25 protein-coding genes are annotated in these 26,926 nt (G+C 70.9%); 5 read left to right on the forward strand and 20 right to left on the reverse strand.

The genetic code is table 11. From position 1 onward, the window contains the following. Window positions 1–8 precede the first annotated feature (8 nt). The 3 genes from LG391_RS13700 to LG391_RS13710 are packed head-to-tail and all read right to left on the reverse strand — an operon-like array spanning window position 9 to window position 4,686. On the reverse strand, window positions 9–1,442 hold the full coding sequence (locus LG391_RS13700; RefSeq protein WP_225768558.1) for an efflux transporter outer membrane subunit: 1,434 nt from the start codon (window positions 1,440–1,442) through the stop codon (window positions 9–11). Between the two features lie 2 nt (window positions 1,443–1,444). Continuing rightward, the gene (locus tag LG391_RS13705) at window positions 1,445–3,430 is read right to left on the reverse strand and encodes a MacB family efflux pump subunit (RefSeq protein ID WP_225768559.1); all 1,986 of its coding nucleotides are present in this window, start codon (window positions 3,428–3,430) and stop codon (window positions 1,445–1,447) included. After that, the gene (locus LG391_RS13710; RefSeq protein ID WP_225768560.1) at window positions 3,430–4,686 is read right to left on the reverse strand and encodes an efflux RND transporter periplasmic adaptor subunit; all 1,257 of its coding nucleotides are present in this window, start codon (window positions 4,684–4,686) and stop codon (window positions 3,430–3,432) included. The genes LG391_RS13705 and LG391_RS13710 overlap by 1 nt, the downstream gene beginning before the upstream one ends. Window positions 4,687–4,856: 170 nt before the next feature. Here LG391_RS13710 and LG391_RS13715 point away from each other — a divergent pair, with 170 nt between their 5' ends. Further along, window positions 4,857–5,162: a hypothetical protein gene (locus LG391_RS13715; protein ID WP_225768561.1), complete on the forward strand. Its 306-nt coding sequence runs from the start codon at window positions 4,857–4,859 to the stop codon at window positions 5,160–5,162. Between the two features lie 2 nt (window positions 5,163–5,164). Here LG391_RS13715 and LG391_RS13720 read toward each other — a convergent pair whose 3' ends face one another. From LG391_RS13720 to LG391_RS13755, 8 genes are all read right to left on the reverse strand, one after another. Continuing rightward, window positions 5,165–5,635: a DUF192 domain-containing protein gene (locus LG391_RS13720; RefSeq protein WP_225768562.1), complete on the reverse strand. Its 471-nt coding sequence runs from the start codon at window positions 5,633–5,635 to the stop codon at window positions 5,165–5,167. A 12-nt stretch (window positions 5,636–5,647) separates the two neighbouring features. After that, entirely contained in the window at window positions 5,648–6,757 is a 1,110-nt protein-coding gene (locus tag LG391_RS13725; protein WP_225768563.1) for an acetoin utilization protein AcuC, read from the reverse strand. A 7-nt stretch (window positions 6,758–6,764) separates the two neighbouring features. Continuing rightward, window positions 6,765–7,724: a protein translocase subunit SecF gene (secF, locus tag LG391_RS13730; RefSeq protein ID WP_225768564.1), complete on the reverse strand. Its 960-nt coding sequence runs from the start codon at window positions 7,722–7,724 to the stop codon at window positions 6,765–6,767. Further along, the gene (gene secD, locus LG391_RS13735) at window positions 7,724–9,337 is read right to left on the reverse strand and encodes a protein translocase subunit SecD (protein ID WP_225768565.1); all 1,614 of its coding nucleotides are present in this window, start codon (window positions 9,335–9,337) and stop codon (window positions 7,724–7,726) included. The genes secF and secD overlap by 1 nt, the downstream gene beginning before the upstream one ends. A 113-nt stretch (window positions 9,338–9,450) precedes the next feature. Then, the gene (ribD, locus tag LG391_RS13740) at window positions 9,451–10,761 is read right to left on the reverse strand and encodes a bifunctional diaminohydroxyphosphoribosylaminopyrimidine deaminase/5-amino-6-(5-phosphoribosylamino)uracil reductase RibD (RefSeq protein ID WP_225768566.1); all 1,311 of its coding nucleotides are present in this window, start codon (window positions 10,759–10,761) and stop codon (window positions 9,451–9,453) included. After that, window positions 10,758–11,432 carry a GTP cyclohydrolase II gene (gene ribA, locus LG391_RS13745; protein ID WP_225768567.1) on the reverse strand — a complete coding sequence of 225 codons (675 nt, stop codon included), beginning with the start codon at window positions 11,430–11,432 and terminating at the stop codon, window positions 10,758–10,760. Before ribA ends, ribD begins: the two co-directional genes overlap by 4 nt. A gap of 113 nt (window positions 11,433–11,545) precedes the next feature. Next, complete coding sequence (locus tag LG391_RS13750; RefSeq protein WP_225768568.1) at window positions 11,546–12,238, reverse strand: RES family NAD+ phosphorylase; 693 nt, start codon at window positions 12,236–12,238, stop codon at window positions 11,546–11,548. Next, entirely contained in the window at window positions 12,229–12,636 is a 408-nt protein-coding gene (locus LG391_RS13755; protein ID WP_225768569.1) for an MbcA/ParS/Xre antitoxin family protein, read from the reverse strand. The genes LG391_RS13750 and LG391_RS13755 overlap by 10 nt, the downstream gene beginning before the upstream one ends. Before the next feature lie 350 nt (window positions 12,637–12,986). On the opposite strand from LG391_RS13755, the gene thrS reads away from it, so the two are divergent. The 3 genes from thrS to LG391_RS13770 all read left to right on the forward strand — a co-directional run bounded on the left by thrS (window position 12,987) and on the right by LG391_RS13770 (window position 16,007). Further along, window positions 12,987–14,201: a threonine--tRNA ligase gene (thrS, locus tag LG391_RS13760; RefSeq protein WP_225768570.1), complete on the forward strand. Its 1,215-nt coding sequence runs from the start codon at window positions 12,987–12,989 to the stop codon at window positions 14,199–14,201. 88 nt (window positions 14,202–14,289) lie between these two features. Next, window positions 14,290–15,009 carry a hypothetical protein gene (locus tag LG391_RS13765; RefSeq protein ID WP_225768571.1) on the forward strand — a complete coding sequence of 240 codons (720 nt, stop codon included), beginning with the start codon at window positions 14,290–14,292 and terminating at the stop codon, window positions 15,007–15,009. An 80-nt stretch (window positions 15,010–15,089) separates the two neighbouring features. Continuing rightward, window positions 15,090–16,007, forward strand: coding sequence for a PHB depolymerase family esterase (locus LG391_RS13770; protein WP_225768572.1), 918 nt, complete (start codon window positions 15,090–15,092; stop codon window positions 16,005–16,007). Between the two features lie 5 nt (window positions 16,008–16,012). Here LG391_RS13770 and LG391_RS13775 read toward each other — a convergent pair whose 3' ends face one another. Beyond that, complete coding sequence (locus LG391_RS13775) at window positions 16,013–16,816, reverse strand: aminotransferase class IV (protein ID WP_225768573.1); 804 nt, start codon at window positions 16,814–16,816, stop codon at window positions 16,013–16,015. Continuing rightward, the gene (gene pabB, locus LG391_RS13780) at window positions 16,816–18,237 is read right to left on the reverse strand and encodes an aminodeoxychorismate synthase component I (RefSeq protein WP_225768574.1); all 1,422 of its coding nucleotides are present in this window, start codon (window positions 18,235–18,237) and stop codon (window positions 16,816–16,818) included. The genes LG391_RS13775 and pabB overlap by 1 nt, the downstream gene beginning before the upstream one ends. Window positions 18,238–18,323: 86 nt before the next feature. Between pabB and LG391_RS13785 the strand changes: the two genes are divergently transcribed. After that, on the forward strand, window positions 18,324–18,848 hold the full coding sequence (locus LG391_RS13785; RefSeq protein WP_225768575.1) for a hypothetical protein: 525 nt from the start codon (window positions 18,324–18,326) through the stop codon (window positions 18,846–18,848). A 9-nt stretch (window positions 18,849–18,857) separates the two neighbouring features. On the opposite strand, the gene LG391_RS13790 is transcribed toward LG391_RS13785, so the two are convergent. From LG391_RS13790 to gabD, 7 genes are all read right to left on the reverse strand, one after another. Then, window positions 18,858–20,030 carry a nicotinate phosphoribosyltransferase gene (locus LG391_RS13790; RefSeq protein ID WP_225768576.1) on the reverse strand — a complete coding sequence of 391 codons (1,173 nt, stop codon included), beginning with the start codon at window positions 20,028–20,030 and terminating at the stop codon, window positions 18,858–18,860. Between the two features lie 61 nt (window positions 20,031–20,091). After that, a complete protein-coding gene (locus LG391_RS13795) occupies window positions 20,092–21,480 on the reverse strand; it encodes a class II 3-deoxy-7-phosphoheptulonate synthase (RefSeq protein WP_225768577.1) in 1,389 nt (462 codons plus the stop codon). A 138-nt stretch (window positions 21,481–21,618) separates the two neighbouring features. Then, complete coding sequence (locus LG391_RS13800) at window positions 21,619–22,368, reverse strand: bifunctional 2-polyprenyl-6-hydroxyphenol methylase/3-demethylubiquinol 3-O-methyltransferase UbiG (protein ID WP_225768578.1); 750 nt, start codon at window positions 22,366–22,368, stop codon at window positions 21,619–21,621. Then, window positions 22,365–23,747, reverse strand: coding sequence for a glutathione-disulfide reductase (gor, locus tag LG391_RS13805; protein WP_225768579.1), 1,383 nt, complete (start codon window positions 23,745–23,747; stop codon window positions 22,365–22,367). The genes LG391_RS13800 and gor overlap by 4 nt, the downstream gene beginning before the upstream one ends. Window positions 23,748–23,873: 126 nt before the next feature. Beyond that, window positions 23,874–24,554 carry a bifunctional 2-polyprenyl-6-hydroxyphenol methylase/3-demethylubiquinol 3-O-methyltransferase UbiG gene (locus LG391_RS13810; protein ID WP_225768580.1) on the reverse strand — a complete coding sequence of 227 codons (681 nt, stop codon included), beginning with the start codon at window positions 24,552–24,554 and terminating at the stop codon, window positions 23,874–23,876. A 76-nt stretch (window positions 24,555–24,630) separates the two neighbouring features. Continuing rightward, the gene (rpiA, locus tag LG391_RS13815; RefSeq protein WP_225768581.1) at window positions 24,631–25,341 is read right to left on the reverse strand and encodes a ribose 5-phosphate isomerase A; all 711 of its coding nucleotides are present in this window, start codon (window positions 25,339–25,341) and stop codon (window positions 24,631–24,633) included. Then, window positions 25,338–26,795 (reverse strand): NADP-dependent succinate-semialdehyde dehydrogenase, encoded by a 1,458-nt coding sequence (gabD, locus tag LG391_RS13820; RefSeq protein ID WP_225768582.1) that lies wholly within the window; start codon window positions 26,793–26,795, stop codon window positions 25,338–25,340. The genes rpiA and gabD overlap by 4 nt, the downstream gene beginning before the upstream one ends. Window positions 26,796–26,926 lie beyond the last annotated feature (131 nt).

A 26,926-nucleotide genomic window follows, 5' to 3' on the forward strand; every position in this document is an offset into this window, starting at 1 on the left:
TTCGGTTCCTAGCTTGCGGCCGCAGTCTTCACCGATCCGGCCGACCAGCCGCCGCCCAGCGCCTTGTAGAGGGCGACCGCGGCCTGCAGCCGGTCGGACTTGGCCTGCACCAGCTGGTCGCGGGCGGAGAAGTAGCTCTGCTGCGCGTTCAGCACGGTCAGCAGGTCGACCGCCCCGGCCCGGTACTGCGCGTCGGACAGGCGGAACGCCTCGCGCGCCTGGGCCACCACCTCCTGCTGCGCCTGATAAGCCAGCCCGGTCTGCTGCGTGGCGATCAGCGCGTTCTCGACGTCGCCGAAGGCCGCCAGCACGGTCTTCACATAGGTCTGGCCCAGCTCCTGGTATTGCGCCTGGGTGAGCTGGACCGCCCCGCGCAGCGCGCCGCCCTCGAAGATCGGCTGGGTCAGCGAGGCGGCGAGGCTGTAGAGGGTGTTGGCGGAGTTGAACAGCGTGCCCAGCGCCGCGCTCTGGAACCCGCCCTGGCCGGTCAGCTGGATCGACGGGAACAGCTGCGCCTTCGCCTCCTTCACGTTGAACCGGGCGGCGAGCAGCTGGGCATCGGCGTTCTGGATGTCCGGCCGGCGGTCCAGCAGCGAGGACGGCAGGCCCGCGGCGATCACCGGGATCTCGAGGTCGTCGAGCGACTGGCGCTGCAGCGACAGCCGCTCCGGCGGCTCGCCGAGCAGCAGGGCCAGGGCCGTCTCGGTCTGCTGGCGCTGCTGCTCCAGCGGCGGGATCGCGGCCTTCTGCTGCGCCACCACCGTGCGCTGCTGCGCCACGTCGAGGGCCGAGGCGGCGCCCGCCCGCTCCTGCGCCAGCACCACGTTCAGCACCTGCTGGGCGTTGGCCAGGTTGTCCCGCGCGATCGCCAGCCGGTCCTGGAACTCCAGCACCTGCATGTAGGTGGTGGCGGTGCTCGAGGTGACGGTCAGGGCGACGGTGTCGCGGTCGTAGCGGCTGGCCAGCGCCGAGGCCTGCGCCGATTGCAGCGCCGCCCGGTTCTTGCCCCAGAGGTCGATCTCGTAGCTGGCCGAGAGCCCGGCCGAGAACTGGTCGCTGACCGTCCGGCTCGAGCCGGTACCGAAGCTGCTGGCGCGCTCCGGCGACACCGAATGCGAGGCATCGCCCGTCGCCCCGACGCTGGGCAGCAGCGGCGCGCCGGCGATCCGCGCCTGGGCGTCGGCCTGCAGCACCCGGGCCACAGCCGCGCCGATGTCCTGGTTGTTCCGCTGGGCAGTGCGGATCAGGCTGTCGAGCTGGGACGAGCCGAAGCTGCGCCACCATGTCGTCTCCGGCCAGGTGGTGCCGGCCGGCCCATCCGCCTTCCAGCCGCCGGGGATGTCGAGGGCGGGCTTGTCGTCCTCCGGCCCGGCGCAGCCGGCCAGCAGGGCGAGGGTCAGGACCGCCGCGAGAGGGCGATGAAAGCGGAACGGACGCGGCATGGTCACTCGGCGGAGAGGGCGACGACGGGGTCGAGGGTGGCGGCCTTGCGCGCCGGCATATAGCCGAAGACTAGGCCGGTGAGGAAGGCGCAGCCGAAGGCCAGCAGCACCGGCCCGGGCGAGAACTGGATCGGCGTGCCGAAGGCCTGCAGCGCCGCCGCCACCCCCAGGCCGCCGGCCACGCCGACGGCCCCGCCGATCGCCGAGACCACCACGGATTCGGTGATGAACTGCTGCAGGATGTCGCGCATCCGGGCCCCGGTCGCCATCCTTACCCCGATCTCGCGCGTCCGCTCGGTGACGCTGACCAGCATGATGTTCATCACCCCGATGCCGCCGACCAGCAGCGAGATGGCGGCGACCGAACCGAGCAGGATGGTCAGCGTGTTCTGCGTCGCCGAGACGGTCTCGATCAGCGACGACATGTTGCGGATCTGCACGTCCGGACGGCGGTGCCGCTCCTCCAGCAGCGCCTGCACCTCGGCCTGGGTCTCGTCGATCCGGGCCGTGTCCTCGACCTGCACGGTGATTGAGCGGACGAAGCGCTTGCCGAACATCCGCAAGCTGCCGGTCGACAGCGGCATGAAGACGATGTCGTCCTGGTCGGCGCCGTAGGGCGTCGCGCCCTTCGCCTCCATCAGCCCGATCACCTGGAACGGGATGTTGTTGACCAGGACGTAGCGGCCCAGCGGGTCGACGCCCTCCGGGAACAGGATCCGCGCCGCGGTCTGCCCCAGCACGATCACCGGGGCGTAGCTGGCCTGGTCCCCCGCCGAGACGAAACTGCCGCGCTCGACCGACCAGTTGCGCGCCCGGGTGAAGTCCGGCGTCGTCGCGTCGGCCTGCGTCGAGTAGTCGGTGTTGCCGTAGCGCAGGGTGACGGTGCCGGTCAGCTCCGGCACCGCGGCGGCGACGTTGGGCACTTCCGCCAGCGCCTCGGCATCCTCCGGCACCAGCGTCGCGATCACCCCGTCGGCGGTGCGGTTGTTGCTCTGCGCCGGGCGGATCAGCAGCAGGTCGGTGCCCATCGCCGAGATGCGGTCGACCACCGACTGCTTCGCCCCGTCGCCGATCGCCAGCATGGCGATCACCGCGCCGACGCCGATGACGATGCCGAGCAGCGTCAGGATGGTGCGGAACAGGTTGGCGCGCAGGGCCCGCAGCGCCATCTTCACCGCCTCCGCCATGTCGGCGACGCCCAGCGCGCCGGCATCGCCGCCATGGGTCACATCGGCTCCGGCCGCGGTCACCGCGGGTCCGCGCACGCCGCTGTCGCCGACGATCCGCCCGTCCCGGATCTCGATCAGCCGGTGCGCGTGCTCCGCCACCGCCCGGTCATGGGTGATCAGGATGACGGTGCGGCCGGCCTCGCTCATCCGCTTCAGCAGTGCCATCACCTCGGCGCCGCTGCGGCTGTCCAGCGCGCCGGTCGGCTCGTCGGCCAGGATCACCCGGCCGCCATTCATCAGTGCCCGGGCGATCGACACGCGCTGCTGCTGGCCGCCCGACAGCTGGTTCGGCCGGTGGTCGGTGCGGTCGGCGAGGCCGAGCGAGGCTAGCAGCTGCTCCGCCCGCTCGCGCCGCTCGGCGGCGGCGATGCCGGCATAGATCGCCGGCACCTCTACATTCTCGGCCGCGGTGGCGGACGGGATCAGGTTGTAGCTCTGGAAGATGAAGCCGAAGGTCTCGCGCCGCAGATGCGCCAGGGCATCGCCGTCCAGCGTCGCCACATCGGTGCCGTCGACCCGGTAGGTCCCGGTGGTCGGCCGGTCGAGGCAGCCGAGGATGTTCATCAGCGTCGACTTGCCGGAGCCCGAAGCGCCCATGATAGCGACGAACTCGCCGGGGTGGATCTCCAGCGAGATGCCGTGCAGCACCTCCACCGCCAGGTCGCCGTTGACATAGGTCTTGGTGACGTCGCGCAGCGACACCAGCGGCCGGGTGGCGGCCCGGCCGGACGTCCCGTGGACCGGCTCGCGGATGTCCATCACAGCCTCGGGGTCCGCACCGGCCCGGATGGCGGCGCGGCATTCGGCCGGCGGCTGCCGGTGATCACCTGCTCGCCCGGCTCCAGCCCGCTCAGGATCTCCGCCTGCGCCCGGTTGGTCACGCCGACGGTCACGGCGCGGGTCTCGACCGATCCGCTCGGCTTCAGCACGCGGACCGTGGCCCGCCCCGGCGCGGCCGAGGAGGTGCCGGGCGACAGGCCCGACAGGGCCGTGACCGGCACCAGCAGCGTGTCCTGGGCCGCGGCCGAGACGAAGAACACCTGCGCCGTCATCTGCGTCATCAGCGCGCCGTCCTGGTTCGGCACGTCGAACAAGGCGTTGTAGAGCACGACGTTGTTGACCACCTCCGGCGTCGGCTGGATCTGCCGCAGCGCGCCGTACCAGCGCTTGTCGGGCATGCCGAGGGTGGTGAAATAGGCGGTCATGCCGAGCCGAAGCCGGCTGACATCGGCCTCCGACACCTGCGCCTCGACGGTCATGGTCGTCAGGTCCGCGACCTGGACGATGATCGGCGCCGACTGGTTGGCGTTCAGCGTCTGGCCCCGGCGCGCCGACTGCGACACCACCGTGCCGTCGATCGGCGCATAGATCTTGGTGTAGCCGAGATTGGCCTCGTCGCCCTTCAGGGTCGACTGGATCTGGCGGGTCTGGGCGTCGATTGCGTCCAGCTGGGCCTGGGCCGCGGCATAAGCCGCCTCGGCCACCTGCAGCGCGTCGTCGCTGGTGGCGCGGGACGCCTTCAGGTTGCGCTGCCGCTCGGCCTGCTGCCGGGCCAGCAGCAGCTGCGCCTCCTTCTCCGCCCGCTGGGCGGCGAGGTTGGCGATCTGCGCCCGGTCGGCCTCGACCCGCGACTGGTAGACGGTGGGGTCGATCTCGGCCAGCAGGTCGCCGGCCTTGACCCGGTCGCCGATCGCGACATGCAGGGTCCTGAGCTGGCCGGAGACCTGGGTGCCGACATCGACATAGCTGAGCGGCTGCAGCGTCCCGAGCGCCGTGATCGCGTCCTCGATGTCGCCCCGCTCGGCCGTCGCCGTGATCCAGAGCTGATCGGGCGCGACCGCCCGGCCCCAGCGGTACCAGGCGCCGCCGGCCACCGTCAGGCCGAGCACCAGCAGCGCCAGCAGCAGGAAGCGGCGCCGGCGGGATGACTTGCGCGTTGTCCGGGTCGGTCCGGGCAAGGGCGGCGGCGCCGCCTCCCGCAGCCTCGGCTCGATCTCAGTCCTGGTGTCCGGCATTCCCCTCGGCCCGCACTGGTGTCGTCCCTTCACGGCCCGGCTGGGAATTTCCGGCGCAAGGCCGCCTCTGATCCGGCTGGTCTGGCCGAGGCGACCCGATTATATCGTTTCGCAGGCCTCCTGGCCCCAGACTCCGATACGGCTTCTCCGACACGGCTATCGAGGCAGGCATGGCCCGTGCGGCTGGTATTGCGCTTTCCGTCCTACTCCTGACCGCCCCGGTCCAGGCGGCGCCGGCCTCCTGCGGCCCGCACGACGTGGTGGCCGACTATCTGGCGCGTGCCTTCCAGGAGACGCCGGCGGGTGCCGGCACGGCCAACAGCGGCGGCCGGGTCGAGCTGTTCACGGCGCCGAAGGGGCGGAGCTGGACCCTGCTCTACACCGGTCCGGACGGGCAGTCCTGCATGATCGCCGCCGGCCGCAGCTGGGCCCCGCCCCTGCCCGGCCCGGACGAGGAGACCACCAGGCCGCGCTGAGCTCAGCCCTTGGTGGCGGCGATCAGCGGATGGACCACCCGGTCGCCCGGCCTGATGTCGAGGAACCGGGCGATGCCGCCGTTCAGCTCCAGCACCGCCTTGGCCGGCCCGTCCGAGCTCCGGGGGTCCAGGGTCTGCGGCGGCACCTTCTCCAGGATGTTGGCGATCGTCCCGTCGGTGCGGATGAAGATCATGTCCAGCGGGATCAGCGTGTTCTTCATCCAGAAGGCCTGCGGCCCGGCCTGGTCGAACACGAACAGCATGCCGGCATCCGGCGCCATCTTTTCTCGGAACATCAGGCCGCGCTGCTGCTGCTCCGGCGTCAGCGCCAGCTCGACCGTGAAGTGGAAGCTCTTGCCCGCCGCGGTCTCGATGGTCAGGTCGCTGGTCTTGGGCTGGGCCGCCTCCTGTGCCGGGACGGAACCGGCGGCGACCAGCAGCAGGGCGAAAGCGGCGAGGAGCGTCTTCATCATCGTCCCATCTCGTCAGGGTGCCATGACGGCGCGGATCACATCCCGGACCTCCGGCCGCACCGGGCCCGGCCGCGGCACGTCGTCCATGCGGTCGAACCAGGCGGGCTCGGGCGGGGTGCCGCGGCGGCGCGACCAGGACAGGCCGGCCAGCACTGCGCGGGACTCCGCGGTCAGCGGCGCCGCCGGGTCGAAGCCGTTGAGCACCGCCCAGACCCCGGCCCAGCAGCGCCCGACAGTCCAGGGATTGTAGCCTCCGCCCCCCAGCACCAGCAGGCGCGGCGCGACGTCGCGCACCGCCGCCACCACGTCCCACAGGGCGTGGTTGGACAGCGACAGGCGGCTCAGCGGATCATCATGCAGCGCGTCGGCGCCGCATTGCAGCACCACGACCTGCGGGCGGAAGCGCTCGACCAGCGGCAGCAGCGCCTGGTCGCGCACCGCCGCCATCTCGTCGTCGTTCAGCTCGCGCGGCATCGGCAGGTTGCGGGCGTTGCCGCCGCCGCGGTCCTCGACCGCGCCGGTGAACGGCCAGCGCTGCGCCTCGTGCACCGAGACGGTCAGGACGCGAGCGTCGCCGGCGAAGGCATCCTGCACCCCGTCGCCGTGATGGGCATCGACGTCGAGATAGGCGATGCGGTCGACGCCGCGGTCGAGCAGGTCGAGGATCGCCAGCACCGGGTCGTTGAAGTAGCAGAAGCCCGAGGCACGGTCGGGCCGGCCGTGATGCAGCCCGCCGGCTGGGCTGTAGACCACAGCGTCCTCGGCCACGAGGCCGGCGCCGAGGACAGAGGAGCCGCAGGCCGTGGCCGGGCGGCGGAACACCTCGGCGAAGATCGGATTCTCGACCCCGCCGAGATTGTGCCGCTGCCGGCGCGCCGGATCGAGATCCTGGTCGCGCTCGGCATCCTGCACCGCGGCGACGTAGTCCGGGTGATGGAACCGGGTCAGCGCCTCGACCCCGGCCAACGGCCCGTCGCGGTACTGCCCGTCGGCCAGCCAGCCCTGCGCCCGGATCAGGTCGAGCGCGGTCGAGACGCGCGGGATGGCGAGCGGATGCTTCGGCCCGTAGCTGGAATGCCGATAGACCTCGCTGCCGATCAGGATCGGCCGCGCCGCCGCCATCTTCCGCTCAGGCGCCCTTGCCCGCCGGAGTGCCGTCCGCCGGAGCCGCCGGCGGCGCCTTCTTGCGGAACAGCTTCTCCTCGCCGAGGAACAGCAGGATCGGCGCCGCGATGAAGATCGAGGAGGTGGTGGCGACCACGACCCCGATCAGGATGACGATGGCGAATTCCTGCAAGTTCTCGCCGCTCCAGATCGCCAGCGGCAGGCACGCCAGGAAGGTGGCCAGTGAGGTGCCGATGGTGCGGTTCAGGGTCTGGTTGATCGACAGGTCGATCAGCGCCCTCAGCGGCATCGACTTGTACAGGCGCAGGTTCTCGCGCACGCGGTCATAGACCACGACCTTGTCGTTCACCGAATAGCCGAGGACGGTGAGCAGCGCCGCGATCGAGGTCAGGTTGAACTGCATTCCGGTGACGGCATAGACCCCGACCATCTTGGTGACGTCGAGGATCATGGTGACCACGGCGCCGACGCCGAACTGCCATTCGAAGCGGAACCAGATGTAGAACAACATGGCGACGAGGGCGAGGCCGAGCGCCAGCATGCCGTTCTGGAACAGCTCGCCCGAGACCGTGCCGCCGACGGAATCGACGCTGCGGATCTCGGTCCCCGGCACCGTGTCGGTCAGGGTCTTCTTGATCGTGTCGACCGCCGCCTGCTGCTGCTGTTCGGTCGGCTGCGCCTCCATCCGGATCAGAACGTCGTTGGGCGAGCCGAACTGCTGCAGCTGGACCTGGCCGAGGCCGAGATCGTCGAGGGCGGTGCGCAGCTGCCCGAAATCCGCCGCCTGCGGCGTCTGGATCTGGATGGCGATGCCGCCCTTGAAGTCGACGCCGTAGTTCAGCCCCGGATAGAAGAACAGCACGACGGAGGCGATGCTGAGGAAGGCCGAGGCGGCGAGGCCGGCGATGCGGCCCCGCATGAACGGGATCTTGGTGTCGTCCGGGACGAGACGGAGCCAGAACATCACGCTTTCCTCAGCACGGGCAGGACGGTGGGACGCTTGCGGCGGATCCAGGTGACCATCATCAGCCGCACCAGCACCACGGCGGTGAACATCGAGGTCAGGATGCCGATCCCGGTGGTGACGGCGAAGCCGCGCACCGGCCCCGTGGTCAGCGTGTACAGGATCGCCATCTTGATCAGCGAGGTGATGTTGGCGTCGAAGATCGTGGCGAAGGCCCGGCTGAAGCCCGCATCCATCGCCGAGAAGGGCGACCGCCCGCGTTTCGTCTCCTCGTACAATCGTTCGTTGATCAGGATGTTGGCGTCGACCGACATGCCGAGGGTCAGCAGCATGCCGGCGATGCCGGGCAGCGTCAGCGTCGCCTCCAGCAGCGACAGCACCGCCACGGTCAGAACCAGGTTCATGATCAGGGCGACGTTGGCGAACAGGCCGAACAGCCCGTAGGCCAGCAGCATGTAGGTGACGACCAGAACGAAGCCGACCGCCACGGCGATGATGCCGGCCTGGATGGCGTCGGCGCCGAGGTCGGGGCCGACCGTCCGCTCCTCGACGATGGTCAGCGGCGCCGGCAGCGCGCCGGCGCGCAGCAGCACGGCCAGGTCGTTGGCGGTCTGGGCGGTGAAGTTGCCGCTGATCTGGCCGCGGCCGCCCAGGATCGGCTCGTTGATGTTCGGATAGGTGATGACCTTGTCGTCGAGCACGATGGCGAAGGGCTTGTTGACATTCGCCTGGGTGACCTGGCCGAAGCGGCGGGCGCCGGCACTGTCGAACTCGAAATTCACGATCCACTGCCCGGTCTGCGGGTTGGTGCCGGCGCGGGCGTCGACCAGGTTGGCGCCGTCGACCTCGATCCGCTTGCGCACCGCGATCGAGGTGCGCTCGCCCGGTCGCGGATTCTCGATCGGCAGCACCTCCGTGTCCGGCGGCACCGGCTGGCCCTCCTGGTAGTCCAGGTTGACCAGGTGGAAGGTCATCTTCGCCGTCTGGCCCAGGAGGCGGCGGATGCGGTCGGGGTTCTGCTCGCCGGGCAGCTGCAGCAGGATGCGGCTGTTGCCCTGGCGCGAGATCAGCGGCTCGCGGGTGCCGCTCTCGTCGACGCGGCGGCGGACGATCTCGATCGACTGCTCGACCGCCCGGGCCTCGCGGTCACGCAGGCCTACCTCGGTCAGGGTCAGGCTGGCCTTGCCGTCGCCGCCGACGTTGATGTCGAGGTCACGCTGGCCGCCGGCCAGCGGATCGACGGCGCCGGTCAGCAGGTTCTCGGCCAGGAGCGTGCGCGCCCGGTCGGCCTGGGTGGGATCGGACAGGGTGAAGTTGACCGAATGGTCGTTCACCGAAAGGTCGCTGTAGGCGATGTTCTCGCGCCGCAGCAGGCTGCGGATCGAATCCTGGATGTTGGAGAGGCGGCCGTCGATCACCGCCTTCATGTCGACCTCCAGCAGGAGGTAGGAACCGCCCCTGAGGTCGAGGCCGAGATTCATCTGCCGGGCCGGGATCCAGGACGGCAGCGCGTCGAGCGTGCTGCGCGGCAGGATGTTCGGCAGGCTCAGGATCACGCCGAGGAGGCACACCACCAGGATGGTGACCTTCTTCCACGGGGCGAAATACATCATCGACGGCAAGCTCTCATGGGTTCGGTCGGTTCGGGCTGGCCCGGCCGAGACGTCACAGATCCGGACCGGCATGCCGGTCCGCAGGGCGCGCACGGTACAATGCGCGCGGTCGTTTAGCCATGGCGAAGTGGCGACTCGATGACGCTGGCGTCGACAAGCCGCGCCAGATGCGCCGCCACGGCCGGCGAGACGTATTCCGCCAGCAGGTCCGGGCCCAGCGCGGCGGTGGCGATCGGCCGCCAGTCGCGGGTGGCGGCGGCGCTGCCCGGGAAGGCGATGCGGTTGCGCTCGCCGCCGCCGATCGCCGGCGCGATGAAGACATGGGCCAGGTCGACCCGCCCAGCCTCCAGCAGCAGGCCGAGCAGGCGCGGACCGCCTTCGACCATGACCGATCCGACCGGCCGGCCCAGCCGCGCCACCACGGCCGGCCCGGCCAGGGTGTCGAACAGCGCGTCGACCGGCGGCCCGTCCGGCAGCGCCAGCATCGCCGCCGAGGGCGGCAGCATCGCCTCGACCGCGCCGGCCTGACGCGCCGCCGCCCGGCCCAGCAGGAACACGGTGGGCGCATCGGCGGACAGCAGCCCGGCTTTCCATCGGTCCAACCGCTGCGGCAGGGCGGCCAGGGCCCGGCCGTTCGGATCATAGACCAGGCGCAGCGGATGGCGGTGCCGGTCGCCGGCGGCGTCACGCACGGTCAGGGCCGGATCGTCCGCCAGCACGGTGCCGGCGCCGACCAGGATGGCGTCGTATTTCTGGCGCAGCCAATGGGTGTGGGCGCGCGCCGCCTTGCCGGTCAGCCAGCGCTCGGCGCCATCGTCAAAAGCGAGCTGGCCGTCCAGCGTCTGCGCCCATTTCGCCGCCACCAGCGGCCGGTCGAGCCGCTGCCGCAGAAGGAAGGGCGCGTGCCAGGCCGCCGCCTCCGGCGCCAGCGTGCCGAGGCTGACATCGACGCCGGCGGCCTGCAGCCGGGCCAGGCCGGCACCGTCGACCAGCGGGAACGGATCGCGCAGCGCCGCCACGCAACGCGCCAGCCCGAGCGAGGCCAGGAGGTCGGCGCAGGGTGGCTGGCGGCCGTGATGGCTGCAGGGCTCCAGCGTGACATAGGCCGTGGCGCCGCGGAACGCCGACCGGTCGGCCACCGCCTCGACTGCGACGCGCTCGGCATGGCGCTCGCCGATCCGTTCGGTGGCGCCGCGCGAGACCACGCGGCCGTCGCGGACGATGACGCAGCCCACCACCGGGTTCGGGTCCGACAGCCCGTTATGGGTCATCGCCGTCCGCAGCGTCTCCAGCATCCAGGCTTCGTCGTCGCCTGTCGTCCGGGCCGGGGGCGCGGCGTCGCGCAACGCCTCCGGCAGCGTGTCGCGGAAGACGCCGCCGAAGCCGAAGCCCGGCCGCAGCGAGAACCCGGCCGGCAGGGTCAAGGCTTGCCCAGGCGGCGCACCCCCGGGGTGTCGCCAACTGCCAGAGGCAGCACCGTGGCCTGATCTGAAATTTCCGTTAGATCAATACGGTGTGCGTGCTTCTTCACCTTGGCTTCGAGATACTGGATGTTGTGCTCGGTGACGAAGACGCCGGTCGGTACGATCTCGGCGATCTCGATCCCGGCGGCCTCGAGCTGCTTCGCCTTGTCCGGGTTGTTGGTCAGAAGCCGGATCCGCTTGACGCCGAGCGCCAGCAGCATCTGCGCCGCCGGCGTGAAGTCCCGCATGTCATGCGGGAAGTTCAGCCGTTCATTGGCCTCGTAGGTGTCGAGCCCCTGGTCCTGCAGCACATAGGCGTCGAGCTTGGCATAGAGGCCGATCCCGCGCCCCTCCTGCCGCAAATAGAGGACGAAACCGCCTTCTTTTCCAATGCGGTGCAGGGCGTCGTTCAACTGCGGGCCGCAGTCGCAGCGCTGCGAGCCGAAGACGTCGCCGGTCAGGCATTCGGAATGCACGCGCACCAGCGGCACGTCGCGGCCTTCGGGCCCGAGCGCGATGGCGAAATGCTCGCCGCCGTCGGCGAAGCCGCTGAAGGTGTGGAACACGCCCTTCCCCGCCCCGTCCAGGATCGGGATGGTGACGGTGGTGCGGATCTCGACCGGTGCCTGCATCGAATACCCCGACGGCCGCGCCGCGACCGACCTCGTGAAACCGTGGGGCACAATATCGGTGGCCGGCCCCGTTATTCCCAGCCCCAACGAACGGAGACCGGCTATGCGGTTCGCTACGTCTGCAAAGCGCGGATCTCGTGCACCGCGGCGATCCGGGTCCCGTCCCAGTGATAGGACAGGTGCCGCTCCTGGATCACCGGGGTCAGCACGCTGCGCGGCCGGAACACCGCGGCGCAGTGGCCGCCCGGGTGGCGGACGCTGTCATAGGCGACACCGAAGGAGCCGTCCGCATGCAGCCGCCGCCCCAGCGCCTGGCCGGCCGAATAGTCGACCGGGTCGTAGACGCCCGGCAGTTCGTCGCCCAGGCCGCGGATGTCGTGCAGGTCGCCGGACAGGCTGTTGATCAGCACGCGCATGTCGATCGTGGTCGCCGGCGTCGCCGTCGCCGCGAAGAAGCGGGCGCGGTGATAGCTGGTCTCCGCCACCGCCGTGTCCAGCGCCGCGGCGCCGTAATAGGCGCCATAGGTGCCGTCGGTGAAGCGGCTGCCGTCCGGATGCAGATGGGTGAAGGGCGCCATGATGAAGCTGGTGCCCGGGCCGCTCATCCGCTCCTCCAGCGGGATCAGCGAGATCTGCCCGACCTGGTCGCGCAGCCGGTCGTTGGTGCGGGATTCGAGCTCGATCAGCAGCTCCCAATCCTCGGGGGGCGCCACCCGTTCGAACAGGTCGATCGGCGGATACCGGCTGGGGATGATGCGCCAGCATTCGGGCCATTCGACCCGGCGAACCGGCAGGATCAGCCCCAACCGCCGCGCTCCGCATCCAGGTAGCGGCGGACCACGAACAGGTCGGCGACGTTGCCCGACAGCATCCGGTCGAGCGCCGAGCGGCCGCCGAAGGGCGAGGCCGCGTTCGGCCGCCGCACCCAGCCGTCGGCCAGCTTCGCGTCCTTGAACAGGATCTGAAGCGCCCGGTAGATGCCGAGGATGTAGGAGATCCGCTCCATCGTGTCGGCCGAGGGATGGCCGGTCGCACCGGCCTTCCAGCGGTAGAAGGTGGCCTTGGACGGGCGGCCCAGCAGCACGCGCTTCTCCTCGTCCTTCAGCCCCCAGGCCTCGGCGATGTTGAAGAAGGCGTTCAGGCCCGCCCGGGCCAGCCGCCCTTCGGCACCGCGCGGCGCCACTGCCGCCTCCCGCGCCATCATCGAACCGCTCCTCTCTCCAAACTCATCTGAGATTTTTGATCTCGTTTGAGACAAATATAGCGAGACACCCGCCCCGTGACAAGTCCCGCCCCATCAACACGGCAGCCCTCCCCCGTGTTGCATCGCGATTGACGCGGTCCCCCGGCCATGGCTCTACTGACGCCATGAGCGCGATCCGTTCGATCATTACCGCGACCACCAAAACGACCACCGCCAGTGGCGGGTCGTGCGGAGGTCGTGCGCGCTGATCGGACAGCGCCTCTGATCCCAAAGGGCCCCGCCGGCGACGGACGGGGCCCTTGGTCTTTCTGGGCTCTCCCTGCGCCGGTCCACCGCAACGGAGACTTCCCATGGACGACATCGATCACCGCAGCCTCGGCAACCGCCTCGACCTGTTCCACCAGCAGGAGGACGGCCCCGGCATGGTCTTCTGGCATCCGCGCGGCTGGGCGCTGTACCGCGTGGTCGAGGACCATGTCCGAAGGCGCATGGCCCGGGCCGGCTATCGCGAGGTGCGGACACCGCAGCTGCTGGCCCGGGGCCTGTGGAACCGCAGCGGCCACTGGCAGAAATTCGGAGCCCAGATGTTCGCCGTGGCCGATGAGGGCCGGATCATGGCGCTGAAGCCGATGAGCTGCCCCGGTCACGTTCAGATCTTCAACAAGCGCGTGCGATCGTACCGCGAGCTGCCGATCCGCTATTTCGAGTTCGGCGCCGTGCACCGCAACGAGCCGTCGGGCGCGCTGCAGGGGCTGATGCGGGCCCGCGGCTTCGTTCAGGACGACGCCCATGTGTTCTGCCTGGAGCACCAGATCGAGGCCGAGGTGGCGCGGTTCTGCGGCCTGCTGCGCCGGATCTACGCCGATTTCGGCTTCGACCGCTTCGACGTCGCCTTCGCCACGCGGCCGGCGCAGCGGGCGGGGTCGGACGAGGTCTGGGACCGGGCCGAGGCGGCGCTGGCGGAGGCGGCGCGGCAGGCCGGGCTGGACTTCGAGACCCTGCCCGGTGAGGGCGCCTTCTACGGCCCGAAGCTGGAGTTCCATCTGCGCGACAGTCGCGGCCGGCGCTGGCAGTGCGGCGTCATCCAGCTCGACCTGGTGATGCCGGAGCGGCTGGGCGCCGCCTATGTCGACGAGCACGGCACCCAGCAGCAGCCGGTGATGCTGCACCATGCCGTGCTGGGAAGCCTGGAGCGCTTCATCGGCGTCCTGCTGGAGCATCATGAGGGCAAGCTGCCGCTGTGGCTGGCGCCGGAGCAGCTGGTGGTCGCCTCGATCGGCGCCGACGACGTTGTCCCGGCCTGCCGGGTGGCCGAGGCGTTCGAGGCGGCGGGGCTGCGCGTCGCCCTCGATGCGCGGCCCGAGCGACTGTCGCGCAAGATCGTCGACGCCCATGGCGACGGCGTGCCGGTGCTGGCCGCGATCGGCGCGCGCGAGGTGCGGGACGGCACCGTCGCGCTGCGCTTCCGCGACGGCCGGCAGGAATCCCTGCCCCTGGCCACGGCGATCGCCCGGCTGGAGGCGGAGGCGCGGTCGCCTTCGGAGGTCCCTGCCCTCGCCGCCTGACCGCCTGGGGCGCGGCGGAATATGCTTTGCCGCGCCCCGCTTCGGCGCGAAGATCCGTCCGTCCCGATCCCAATCGTCGGAGACGGTGATGGCCAGCACCTCCCTGGCGGCGCAGGACGGCCGTCTGCACCGCGTCCTTCGCCATCTCGGCCGGGAGGTCCGCCACGTCCTGCCGCCGACCCTGTTCTTCCTGGTCGGCTTCAACCTGATCGTGTTCACGCAAAACCTGGTGCTGTCCGAATACCTTGCCCGGTCGATCAATTTCCTGGTGGCGACCACGGCGGCGCTGGTGGTCGGCAAGGCGGTGCTGGTCGCCGACAAGATGCCGTTCCTGCGCCGCTTCGACAACGCGCCGCTGATCCTGCCGATCCTGTTCAAGACCTTCGTCTACTGGTGTTTCGTCTTCATCGCCCGGCTGCTCGAGGCCTTCATCCATCATGTCGCCGACACCGGCCGGATCGGCGGCTTCGGCGTCGCCCTGGCCGAGCAGTTCTCCTGGCACCGCTTCCTCTTCATCCAGACCTGGATCCTCGTGCTGTTCCTGATCTACACCACGGCCGCCGAGCTGAACGGCCTGTTCGGCGACGGCGAGCTGGCGCGGATCCTGTTCCGGCACCGCTCGTCCGATCTCAAGCAGACGCGGCGGCAGCGGATCCGTGCCCTGGTGCGGTTGAGCCATCTGACCGAGGACCAGCCGAGCTCCGCCCTGCGCGATCCCGCGAGCCCCACCCATCGCGAGCTCGTCGGGCTGATCGAGCAGCTGGCGCAGGACGCCGACAGGCGTCGTGGCAGGGCTGCCGGCGGATAGCGGCCCGCGACCGTTCATCGCGGGCAGGCCGCCGTGCCGCGCACGCTATCCTGCCGGCGGACCCGATCGAGACGGCAGAGATGATACGACGGCTTGCACAGGCGCTGATGTTCCCGGCCATCGCGGTCCTCGCTCTCTCACTGCCGGCGGTTCCAGGCCGTGCGGCCGGCACGGATGTCGAGGCGACGCTGGCCGTCGACGGCGTGCCCCGCAGCTATATCCTCCACCTGCCGCCGACGGCGACGGGTCACAGCCCGTTGCCGCTGGTCGTGGTGCTGCACGGCGGCGGCGCCAATGCCGACAGCGCGATCGCGCTGACCGGCTTCAGCGCCGAGGCCGATGCGGAGGGCTTCATCGTCGCCTATCCGAACGGCACCGGCCGCGCGAAGCCGACCGCGGAGACCGCCGGTCAGTTCAGCTGGAACGCCGGCGACTGCTGCGGCGCGGCGATGCGCCAGGAAGCCGACGATGTCGGCTTCCTGCGTACCCTGGTGTCGACGGTCGAGCAGGAGCGCGCGGTCGACCGCCACCGCATCTACGCCGCCGGCTTCTCCGCCGGGGGCATGATGGCCTATCGCCTGGCCTGCGAGGCCGGCGACATCTTCGCCGGAATCGCCGTGGTCTCGGGCGCCGTCCTGGTGCCGTCGTGCGTCCCGAGCCGCCCGGTCTCGGTGATCCACATCCACGGCACCGACGACACGGCGGTCCCGTTCGACGGCACCGCCGAGCGGGAGAGCTCCGCCCGCGCCAAGTGCCCGCCGGGGCGGGACTCGGTCGCCTTCTGGGCCGCCTTCGACGGCTGCCGGACGAAACCGGTCACGCGGGACTCGGTGACGGGAATCAAGGCGGAGGACTATCCGGACTGCAAGGCGGGAACCGCGGTGCGGTTCGACGTGGTCGAAGGCGGCATCCATGCCTGGCCGGACGGCACCGACACCCCCGGCTTCGCCGCCACGCCGCATATCTGGCACTTCTTCGCCGACCATCCGCGGCTGTAGCAGGGTCAAGCCGGCAGGCCGAGCTCCCGGCGCAGCCTGACGGCCGTGTCTTCGTCCTCGGGCAGGGCCGCGCCTTCCAGCCGGGCGACCGCGCGGATCGACAGGGCATTGGTCAGCAGCAACGCCTCCGCCCGCTGCAGATCCTCGACGTCGAGCGGTCGTTCCGCCGCCCCCAGCCGTGCCAGCACCTCGGCGCGCATGATCCCCGGCAGCCCCCCCTCCGCCACCGGCGGCGTCGCCCAGGCGCCATCGATCCGGGCGAAGAGGTTGGCAATAGTGGTCTCGGCGACCCGGCCCGCGGTGTTCAGCATCACCGCGTCGTCGGCGCCGCGCTCCGCCGCCTCGCGCCGGGCCAGAACAGCATCGAGATAGTTCAGCGACTTGATCCGGCTGAGCGGCGAGGCCTGGTTGCGGCAGGTGCCGCGGGCCACGACCAGCGCCACCGGCCCCTGCGGCGGCAGCCCGGCATGGCCGGCGACCAGCACGGTCGCCACTGGTGCGGCCGGGGGCAGCACGCCGCGGGGACCGACGCCGCGGCTGACGGTCAGGCGCAGGGCTCCGGCCTCGATCCCCTCCGCCGCGATCACCGCGGCGCAGGCCTCGGCCAAGGCAGCGTCGCCGAAGCGGGCCGGGATGCCGAGCACGGCGCGGCCCTCGGCCAGCCGCCTCAAGTGCCGGTCCAGCCAGACCGCGGCGCCGTCCTTGACCCGGATGGTCTCGAACAGACCGTCGCCGAGGGTGAAGCCGCGGTCCGCGGGATCGATCCACGCCTCCCCGGCCGCGAGCAGCCGGCCGTTCAGCCAGGGCATCAGCTTGTCCCCGCCAGGGCCTGCAGCAGCGGCCGGACCTTCACCATGGCTTCGTCGTATTCGGCATCCGGGTCGGAATCGTAGACGATGCCGCCGCCGGCCTGGGCCGCGACCTGGCCCTGCGCCCCGCACAGCGTGCGGATGACGATGCTGGAATCCATCGATCCGTCGAAGCCGAGATGGACGACCGAGCCGCAATAGGGCCCGCGCCGTGCCGGCTCGAGCTCCCGGATGATCTCCATCGCCCGGATCTTCGGCGCACCGGTGATCGAGCCGCCGGGGAAGCAGGCGCGCAGCAGGTCGACCGCACCGCGGCCCGGCGCCAGCCGGCCTTCCACCACCGAGACCAGGTGGTGGACCCTCGGGAAGGTCTCGAGCCCGCACAGCACCGGCACCCGCACGCTGCCGACCGCGCAGACCTTCGACAGGTCGTTGCGCAGCAGATCGACGATCATCAGGTTCTCGGCCCGGTCCTTGACGCTGGCCTGCAGCTCCGCCGCCAGCGCCGCATCCGTTGCCGGATCGACGCCGCGCGGCCGGGTGCCCTTGATCGGCCGGGTCTCGACCCGCCCCGCCGGATCGACCGCCAGGAACCGCTCCGGCGAGGCGCTGGCGATCCAGCGCCCGTCTCCCAGGTCGAGGAAGGCGGCGAAGGGCGCGGGCGACAGGGCACGCAGCCGGCGGTGCAGCGTGAAGGGATCCAGCCCGTCCGGCAGGTCGGCCAGGAAACGCTGAGTCAGGTTGGCCTGGTAGATGTCACCGGCGCCGATCCAGCCGCGGATCCGCCGGACGCCGTCGCGATAGCCATCCGCCGGCATCTCCGACTGCCAGACACCGCGGGGCGTGGGGTCTGGCGGCGGCAGCGGCGGGGCGGCCGCGACCGCCGCGGCGAGGTCGTCGGCCTGCGCCTGCGCCCAGTGGCGGCGGGCCACGGGATCCTCCTCGGGCCAGCCGGTCGACAGCACCCAGGCGCGCCGCTCGACGGCGTCGAACACGGCGACGCAGTCATAGAGGCCGAAGGCGATGTCCGGCAGGTCGAGCCCGGCCGGCTGCGGCGCCGGCATGCGGTCGGCGAAGCGACCGGCCTCATAACCCAGAAAGCCGATCGCGCCTGGGCCGAGCAGCGGCAGATCCGGATCGGGCTCGACGCGGTAGCGGGCCAGGAGGGTGGCGATCGCGCCGAAGGGGTCGGCCGGCGTCTCCGCGGCCCCGACCTCCACCCAACGGAACGGATCGGCCGCGATCAGCGACCAGCGGCCGCGGGTGCCGTCGACCAGGGCCGAGTCCAGCAGCACCGGCCGGGGACGATGCCGGATCGCGGCGAAGGCCTCGACCGGGTCGCGCCACGGGACCGGGCGACACAGGACCTCATGCGCCGCAGCGACGGGCGAAGGGAACGGAGTGGCCAGGCTGTGGTTCACGTATCGAGCGGGCTCCGAAGACAGCGCAGCCCGAAGCTAGCACGCGGCGGGCCGGCACACACCGCCACGCCTTCGGGAGGGCACTCATGGAACTCGTTTCCCGCCTGGCCTTCTTTCTCGTCAGCGTCATCCTGATGCTTCTGGCCGCCGGGCTGACCGCCTATGCGATCTATTCGGTGGTGATGACCTTCCAGACGCCGCACGCCGCGACCGACACGGCGATGCTGGACGTGATCGGCTACCTGATCATCGCCACCGCCGTCTTCGACGTCGCCAAATACCTGCTGGAGGAGGAGGTCGCGCGCGGCCAGGAGCGGCGCCGCGCCTCCGAGGTCCGCAAGAGCCTGACCAAGTTCATCTCGACCATGATCATCGCCGTCTTCCTCGAAGCCCTGGTGGTGATCTTCAAGGTGGCGCGCGACGACGTGAACCTGCTGCTGTACCCGACCGCGCTGATCGTGGCGGGGACCGGCATGATGCTGGGCCTCGGCCTGTTCCAGCGACTCAGCGCCTCGGTCGAGCGCGACATCGAGCGGGGCGCGGTCGACGACACCGATGACGAGGAAGGCGAGACGCCGCGCGTCCGGCGGCGCAAACCGTCCCCGTCCTGATGCCGGCCGTCAGATTCCCGAGCCCGCCATCGTATCCGGCCCCGGCCGGGCGCTGCCGTCCGGGCGCAGCCGCAGCAGCCATTCGCGGCCGACCTTGACCATCGGCTTGCCGTCGTACTCGACGATGTCGGCGGTGGCGTAGGTCTCGCTCCAGCGCTCGGGCAGGAAGCTGCCGGTGCCCACCACGTCGATCGGCGCCTTGGCCAGCGCCATCACCCGGCACTTGGCCGGGCTGAAGCCGCTGGAGACCACGATCCTCACCTTGCCGAAGCCGGCCTCGTCCAGCTTGTCGCGCAGGTGATGGATCGCCGCGGCCGAGACGCCGGTGCCGATCAGGTGGCGCAGCTCCTCCTCGCTGCGATAGCCGCGCACCGCCTCGGGCACGTGGCGTTCCAGCACCGCATAGGATTCGCCGGGCCCCAGCCCTTCCATGTAGCGGCCGCCGCCGGTGTCGATGCGCACCGACAGCCGGCCGGCCGCCGCCATCTCCGGGAAGCGGCGGCAGACCTCGAGCGCGTCGGTGACCTCGCGGGCGAAGTAGTCGACCAGCACGGTCAGCGCCTCGTCCGGGAACACCTCGTGGAACATCTCCGCGGCGCGGACGGTGGAGCCGGCATAGCCGATCAGGGCGTGCGGCATGGTGCCGAGGCCGGCGGTCTGGCCGAAGAAATGCGCCGTGGCGTCGGTGGCATTGCCGACGAAGCCCTTGGCGTCGTGCTTGCGCTTGGCGCGGGCCGAGCCGACGCTGGCGGCATAGGCCATCGATTCCGCCATCTCGGTGCCGGCGCAGTGCCGCGCATCCATCGCCAGGAATGCGGCGCGGGGCAGCTCGGCGCACATGGTGTAGGCGTTGTAGGCAGCGACGCAGGCCGGCCCCAGCTTCTGCAGCAGCACGGTCTCGCAATCGACCAGGTGGCGCAGCGGGCCGGTGATGTAGAGCATCGGCTCGCCCGACCCAACCCATTTGCCTTCGGCATAGCGCAGGTCGATCTCGACCGCGAAGCCGCGCTCCTTCGCCACCTGCTGCAGCCACTCGACGGCCAGCCGCGGCGCCGCCACCACGGGCCGGCGCATGAACACGGCGTAGGTGACGCGGGTGTCGCCGAAGCGCTCCACGATCCCCTTGGTCCGCAGGAAGTACTTGTCGGTCCAGCGCGACAGATCGTCGACCGAAGGGGTCATGGACGCCGTTCCCCTGGAAGGGTTGCTATTCCGCGGCCGCCGCACGACGGGCCGCATGTCCTTATTCGGCCGCCGCGGCCCGCCGGGCCGCATCCTGGGCGCTGCGCTCCTGCTTCAGCTTCTCGGCGATCAGGAAGGCCAGCTCCAGCGACTGGCTGGCGTTCAGCCGCGGGTCGACCGCGGTCTGGTAGCGCAGCGACAGCGCCTCGTCGGTGATCGCCTGGGCGCCGCCGGTGCATTCGGTGACGTCCTGGCCGGTCATCTCGAAATGCACGCCGCCGGGATGGGTGCCCTCGGCCCGGTGCAGGTCGAAGAAGTCGCGCACCTCGGACAGGATCCGGTCGAACGGCCGGGTCTTGTAGCCGGAGGGCGAGGCGATGGTGTTGCCGTGCATCGGGTCGCAGGCCCAGACCACGGCCCGCCCCTCGTCGCGCACCCGGCGCAGCAGCGGCGGCAGCTTGTCCACCACCTTGTCGGCGCCCATGCGCACGATCAGGGTCAGGCGGCCGGCCTCGTTGTCCGGGTTCAGCGCGTCGATCAGGCGGATCAGGTCGTCGCCCTCGAGCGACGGGCCGCATTTCAGGCCCAGCGGGTTCTTCACCCCGCGCAGGAACTCGACATGCGCGCCATCGGCCTGGCGGGTGCGGTCGCCGATCCACAGCAGATGGGCCGAGACGTCGTACCAGTCGCCGGTGGTGCTGTCGATCCGGGTCAGCGCCTGCTCGTAGGGCAGCAGCAGCGCCTCGTGGCTGGTGTAGAAATCGGTCTCGCGGATCGCCGGTGTGGTCTCGGCCGTGACGCCGCAGGCGGCCATGAACTCCAGCGCCTCGTCGATGCGCGTGGCGAAGGCCTCGTAGCGCTCGCCCCAGGGCGACCGGGTGACGAAGCCGAGGTTCCACTGATGCACCTTGTGCAGGTCGGCATAGCCGCCCTGGGCGAAGGCGCGCAGCAGATTCAGGGTGGCGGCCGACTGGTTGTAGGCCTGCACCATGCGGGCCGGATCGGGCACGCGCGAGGCCTCGTCGAAATCGACGCCGTTGACGATGTCGCCGCGATAGGAGGGCAGCGAGACGCCGCCGATCGTCTCCAGGTCGGCGGAGCGCGGCTTGGCGAACTGCCCGGCCATGCGGCCGACCTTCACCACCGGCAGGCCGCCGCCGAAGGTCAGGATCACCGCCATCTGCAGCAGCACGCGGAAGGTGTCGCGGATCTTGTCGGGATGGAACTCGGCGAAGCTCTCGGCGCAGTCGCCGCCCTGCAGCAGGAACGCGCGGCCGTCGGCGACGCGGCCGAGCGCGGCCTTGAGCGAGCGGGCCTCGCCGGCGAAGACCAGCGGCGGGTACTTCGACAGGGTCTGCTCCGCCGCCGCGACCTTGGCCGCGTCGGGATATTGCGGCATCTGCCTCACCGGCATCGAACGCCAGGAGTCAGGGGTCCACCGTTCCGCCATCGCCGTACACTCCGCACCTTGCGCCCCCGTCCGCTCTCTCCCCTGCGGACGGGACCGGATGTGAGGCTATACGCCTGCGCCTCCGGCTTTGCCAGCGTCGCAGCGCAGCCCTCTCATGACAAGAACCGCGTGCAGCCGCTATGCCGGCTTGTCCGCCGCCAGCAGCAGGAAAGGCGGCCGCCGGCGCTGCAAAGCGAGGTCCGGCCGTGCCGCCAGCGCCGCCGGATCGGCCTCGGGCTCCTCCAGCCGCGCCGGCGACAATCCGGCGTCCACCAGGCCGTTCACATAGCTGGCGACCGTGCGATGGTATTTGACCCCCCCGTCGACGAACCAGCGCGTGTCGCGCCGGCCTTCCTCGCCGTAGCGATCGACCGGCCAGTGCAGCTCGGCGCCGGCCTCATCGCGATGCCATTCGTAGACGGCCATCGCGGTGCAGATCGGATGCTCGACCGAGAAGGCGAAGCGACCGCCGGGCGCCAGCGCGGCGGCGATCTTCCGGACCGCGCCCGCATAGTCGGCGACGTAGTGCAGGGCGAGAGAGGAGATCGCCAGGTCGAACGCCCCCGGCTCCACGGCCAGCGTCTCGATCGCCGCCTGCTCGTAGCGGATGGCCGGATCGTCGGTCCGCCGCCGGGCTTCGGCCAGCATCTTCGCCGAGACATCCACCCCCAGCACCGAGGCGGCGCCCTGCGCCCGCGCCTTGCGGGCGAAATCGCCGAAGCCGCATCCGAGATCAAGGATGCGCAAGCCCGCCAGCGAGGCCGGCAGCAGCCGCGCCAGCGCCGGCTGTTCCAGCACGGCGTTCAGCCCGCTCTCGGCGTCGCGCAGCGCCGCGTAGCCGGCGAAGAAGGTCGGATCGTCGTAGATGTTCTGCGGCGCGTCGGTCATTGCGCCAACCCCGGGCTGGCCGGCCGCTCGACCTTGCTGCGCATGGTCACGAACTCCTCCGCCGCGGTCGGATGGATGCCGATGGTGGCGTCGAACTGCGCCTTGGTGGCGCCGCAGACGAGCGCGATCGCCAGCCCCTGCACGATCTCCGGCGCGTCCGGCCCGACCATGTGGCAGCCCAGCACCCGGTCGGTCGCCGGATCGACCACCAGCTTCATCAGCGTCCGCTCCTCCCGGCCCGACAGGGTGTGGCGCATCGGCCGGAACACGGCGCGGTAGACGTCGACCTCGCCATGGCGCTGCCGCGCCGCCGCTTCGGTCAGCCCGACCGTACCGATCGGCGGGTTCGAGAACACGGCCGTCGGCACGTTCTCGTAGGACGGCACCCGCGGCTTGCCGCCGAACAGCGTGTCGGCCAGCGCATGGCCCTCGGCGATCGCCACCGGCGTCAGGTTCAGCCGGTCGGTGACGTCGCCCAGGGCATAGATGTTGGGCACGCTGGTGCGGTACCGCTCGTCGACCACGATGGCGCCGTCGGCATCCAGCGCGACGCCGACCGTCTCCAGCCCCAGCCCCGCCGTGTTCGGCTTGCGGCCGGTGGCGTACATCACCCCGTCGGCGGCGATCACCTCGTCATTGCTCAGCGTCACCGCCAGAGCGTCGCCGACCTTGGCGACGCCCTCGACCTGGCAGCCCAGGCGCAGATTGACCCCGGCCTTGCCCATCTCGGTGGCGAGGTGGACGCGCAGGTCGTCGTCGAAGCCGCGCAGCACCATATCGCCGCGATGCACCAGCGTCACCTCGGCGCCCAGGCCATGGAAGATGCCGGCGAACTCCACCGCGATGTAGCCGCCGCCGACGATCACGACGCGACGCGGCATCCGCTCCAGATGGAACGCCTCGTTCGAGGTGAAGGCGTGCTCGCGCACGCCGGGCTTGTCCGGCAGCACCGGCCAGCCGCCGGTCGCGACCAGGATGCGGTCGGCGGTGACGCGCCGGCCGCCGACCTCGACCGTGTGGGCGTCGACCAGCACGGCGCGGGCGTCGAACATGGTGGCGCCGGCATTGGTCAGCAGGTTGCGATAGATGCCGTTCAGCCGCCCGATCTCGGCGTCCTTGCGGGCGATCAGCGTGGCCCAGTCATGGGTCGCGCCCGGCACGGTCCAGCCGAAGCCGGCGGCGTCCTCGAAATCGGCGGAGAAATGCGCCGCCATGGCCAGCAGCTTCTTCGGCACGCAGCCGACATTGACGCAGGTGCCGCCCCAGTAGCGCTCCTCGGCGATGCCCACGCGGGCGCCGTGCTGGGCCGCGATGCGGGCCGAGCGCACGCCGCCCGAGCCGCCGCCGATGACGAAATAGTCGAAATCGAATCCGGTCATGGCACGTCCAGACCGCCTGGCGCGGTCAAAGCGGCGCGGCCTTGGACCGGCCGCGCGGGAAGAGGTTCACCTGGCATTTGGGCCGCCGTGCCCCTTCGAGGCAAGCCCGTTCAGCCCGCAGGGCGGCTATGACTTGATCATGCGGAACAGCAGCTTGTGCTCCGCCCCGTAGGTCACAGCGTCGATCAGCCTCGGGTAGTAGCGCCGATCCTTGCCGGCCGGCACGAAGCCGTCATAGCCGAACTTCTTGACCGAGACCGCGAAGCCGGCGGCGGCGAAGGCCTCGGCATAGTCGTCGGGCGACCGGTCCTGCACCGGCGCGTTGGTGGTCCCGCCGATCAGGCTGCGCCATTGCGGCCACAACGGGCTGTCGGTGTGGCAGCCGGTCACCGCGTAATAGACGCCGCCCGGGCGCAGCGCCTGGAAGACCTGCGCCGCATGGCCGGCGATGTCGGGCAGCAGGTAGATCACCTCGTAGCTGAAGGCGATGTCGAAGCGGCCGGCCCAGGGCGACAGGTCGGTCGCGACACGGTGCTCGACCGGCAGGTCGCCCTTGGCGGCCTCGGCCGCGGCGATCGAATCGGTGGCGATGTCGACGCCGAGCCCCCAGCGGAACGGCCGCCGCGCGTGCAGAAGCTGCAGAAAGCCGCCGCGGTTGCAGCCGAAGTCGAGCACGTCCCTGCCGGCCAGGTCCATCTCCGGCACCAGGCCGATGAAATGCTCCCAATAGGGCCGGTGGCCGTCCGCCATGGCGACCTCGCGCGCAGGGTCGGCGTGCCAGGTGCCGTAGCTCGCCCGGGTGCTCATGCGGAATCTCCTGGTCTCGACAAAGCGCCGGACCATAGCCGAGGCGGACCGCGTTGTCCGCCCCGGTTCGGAGACTTCAATGCGAAGGCAGCAGCGAGGTCGTCGTGCCGTCGGCCTGGCCGATGATCGCCTGCTCGGCCCCGCCCAGGAACAGCCCGGTCTCGACCACGCCTGCGATCGACTTGACCGCCCGCTGCAACCCGTCCGGGTCGCGGATCGGCGCGAAGCCCCCGCAGTCCAGGACCAGGTTGCCGCCATCGGTACGGACCGCCGCGCCGTCCCGTTGCCGCAGCACCGGGGCGCCGCCGAGGGCCGAGAGCCGACGGGCCGTCGCCTCCCAGCCGAACGCCGTGACCTCGACCGGCAGCGGCGCCTTCTCGCCGAGCACATCGACGATCTTCGAGGCGTCGACCACGGCGATGAAGCGGGACGAGGCCTCGGCCACGATCTTCTCGCGCAGCAGCGCCCCGCCCAGCCCCTTGATCAGGCGCAGCGTGCCGCGCTCGACCTCGTCCGCGCCGTCGATGCAGAGGTCCAGCGCCTCGGTCGCGGCAAAGTCGGTCAGGGGAATGCCGAGCGCCCGCGCCCGCTCGGCCGTCTGCTCCGAGGTCGGGATACCGGCGACGCGCAGCCCCTCCTCCCGGATGCGCCGGCCCAGCGCCTCCAGCACCCAGCGGACGGTCGACCCGGTGCCGAGGCCGAGGCGCATGCCGTCCTCGACCAGCGCCGCCGCGGCCTCGCCCGCGGCGCGTTTGCCTCGTTCCTGCGGCGACAGCGTCTCGCTCACCGGTTCAGCCCGCCCATGCACAGGTACTTGACCTCGAGATAGTCCTCGATGCCGTAATGCGAGCCCTCGCGTCCGAGGCCGCTCTCCTTCACCCCGCCGAAGGGGGCGACGGCGGTCGAGATGATGCCTTCGTTGATGCCGACGATGCCGTATTCCAGCGCCTCGCCGACCCGCCAGATCCGGCCGATGTCGCGGCTGTAGAAGTACGACGCGAGGCCGAACTCGGTGTCGTTGGCCATGCGGATCGCCTCCTCCTCGGTCTTGAACCGGAAGATCGGCGCCAGCGGGCCGAAGGTCTCCTCCCGCGCCACCTTCATCTCCGGCGTCACGTCCAACAGGACCGTCGGCTCGAAGAAGGTGCCGCCCAGGGCGTGGCGCCTGCCGCCGAGCGCGACCCGCGCGCCCTTCCCGACCGCGTCGGCAATGTGCTCCTCGACCTTCTCGACCGCCTTCATGTTGATCAGCGGCCCCTGCTGCGCGCCGTCGGCCATGCCGTCGGCGACCTTCAGCCTGCCGACCGCCTCGGCCAGCTTGGCGGCGAAGGCGTCGTAAACCCCGTCCTGCACCAGCAGGCGGTTGGCGCAGACGCAGGTCTGGCCGGTGTTACGGTACTTGGACGCGATCGCCCCCTGCACCGCGGCGTCGAGGTCGGCGTCGTCGAAGACGATGAAGGGCGCGTTGCCGCCCAGCTCCATCGACACCTTCTTCACCGTCGAGGCCGACTGCTGGATCAGCAGCTTGCCGATCTCGGTCGACCCGGTGAAGGTGACCTTGCGGACGATCGGGCTCGACGTCATCTCGCCGCCGATCTCGCCGGCGCTGCCGGTGACGACCGAGAACACGCCGGCCGGGATGCCGGCGCGCTCGCCCAACTCGGCCAGGCCCAGGGCCGAATAGGGCGTCTCGCTGGCCGGCTTGACCACCATGGTGCAGCCGGCGGCCAGCGCCGCGCCGGCCTTGCGGGTGATCATCGCCGCCGGGAAGTTCCAGGGCGTGATCGCGGCGCAGACGCCGACCGGCTGCTTGATCACGACGATCCGGCGGTCGCCGGCCGGCGCCGGGATGGTGTCGCCGTAGATCCGCTTGCCCTCCTCGGCGAACCATTCGATGAAGCTGGCGGCATAGGCGATCTCGCCTCGGCTCTCGGCCAGCGGCTTGCCCTGCTCCGCCGTCATCAGCTTCGCCAGGTCTTCCTGATTCGCCATCATCAGCTCGAACCAGCGCCGCAGGACCGTCGCCCGCTCCTGCGCCGTCTTGGCGCGCCAAGCCGGCCAGGCCTTGTCGGCGGCGGCGATGGCGCGCCGGGTCTCGGCGGCGCCGGCCCGCGGCACGACGCCCAGCCTGGCGCCGTCGGCCGGGTTGGTGACCTCGATCACCCGCTCGTCATCGGCGTCCACCCAGCGCCCGTCGATGTAGCATTGCTGGCGGAAAAGCTTCGAGTCGGTGAGCTGCATCGGTTCGGTCTCCCTCTTCTCGGCGTGTCCGTCCGCCTGGATCTCGGAGGGAGGTTGTAGCGCGGCCGGCCGGGGGCTGCCAGGGCGCCCGGAATTCTGCTATGCGCCGGACGCGGGGCTTGCCGCTTCGC

The sequence above is a fragment of the Inquilinus sp. Marseille-Q2685 genome, from assembly GCF_916619195.1.
GTDB lineage: Bacteria > Pseudomonadota > Alphaproteobacteria > DSM-16000 > Inquilinaceae > Inquilinus.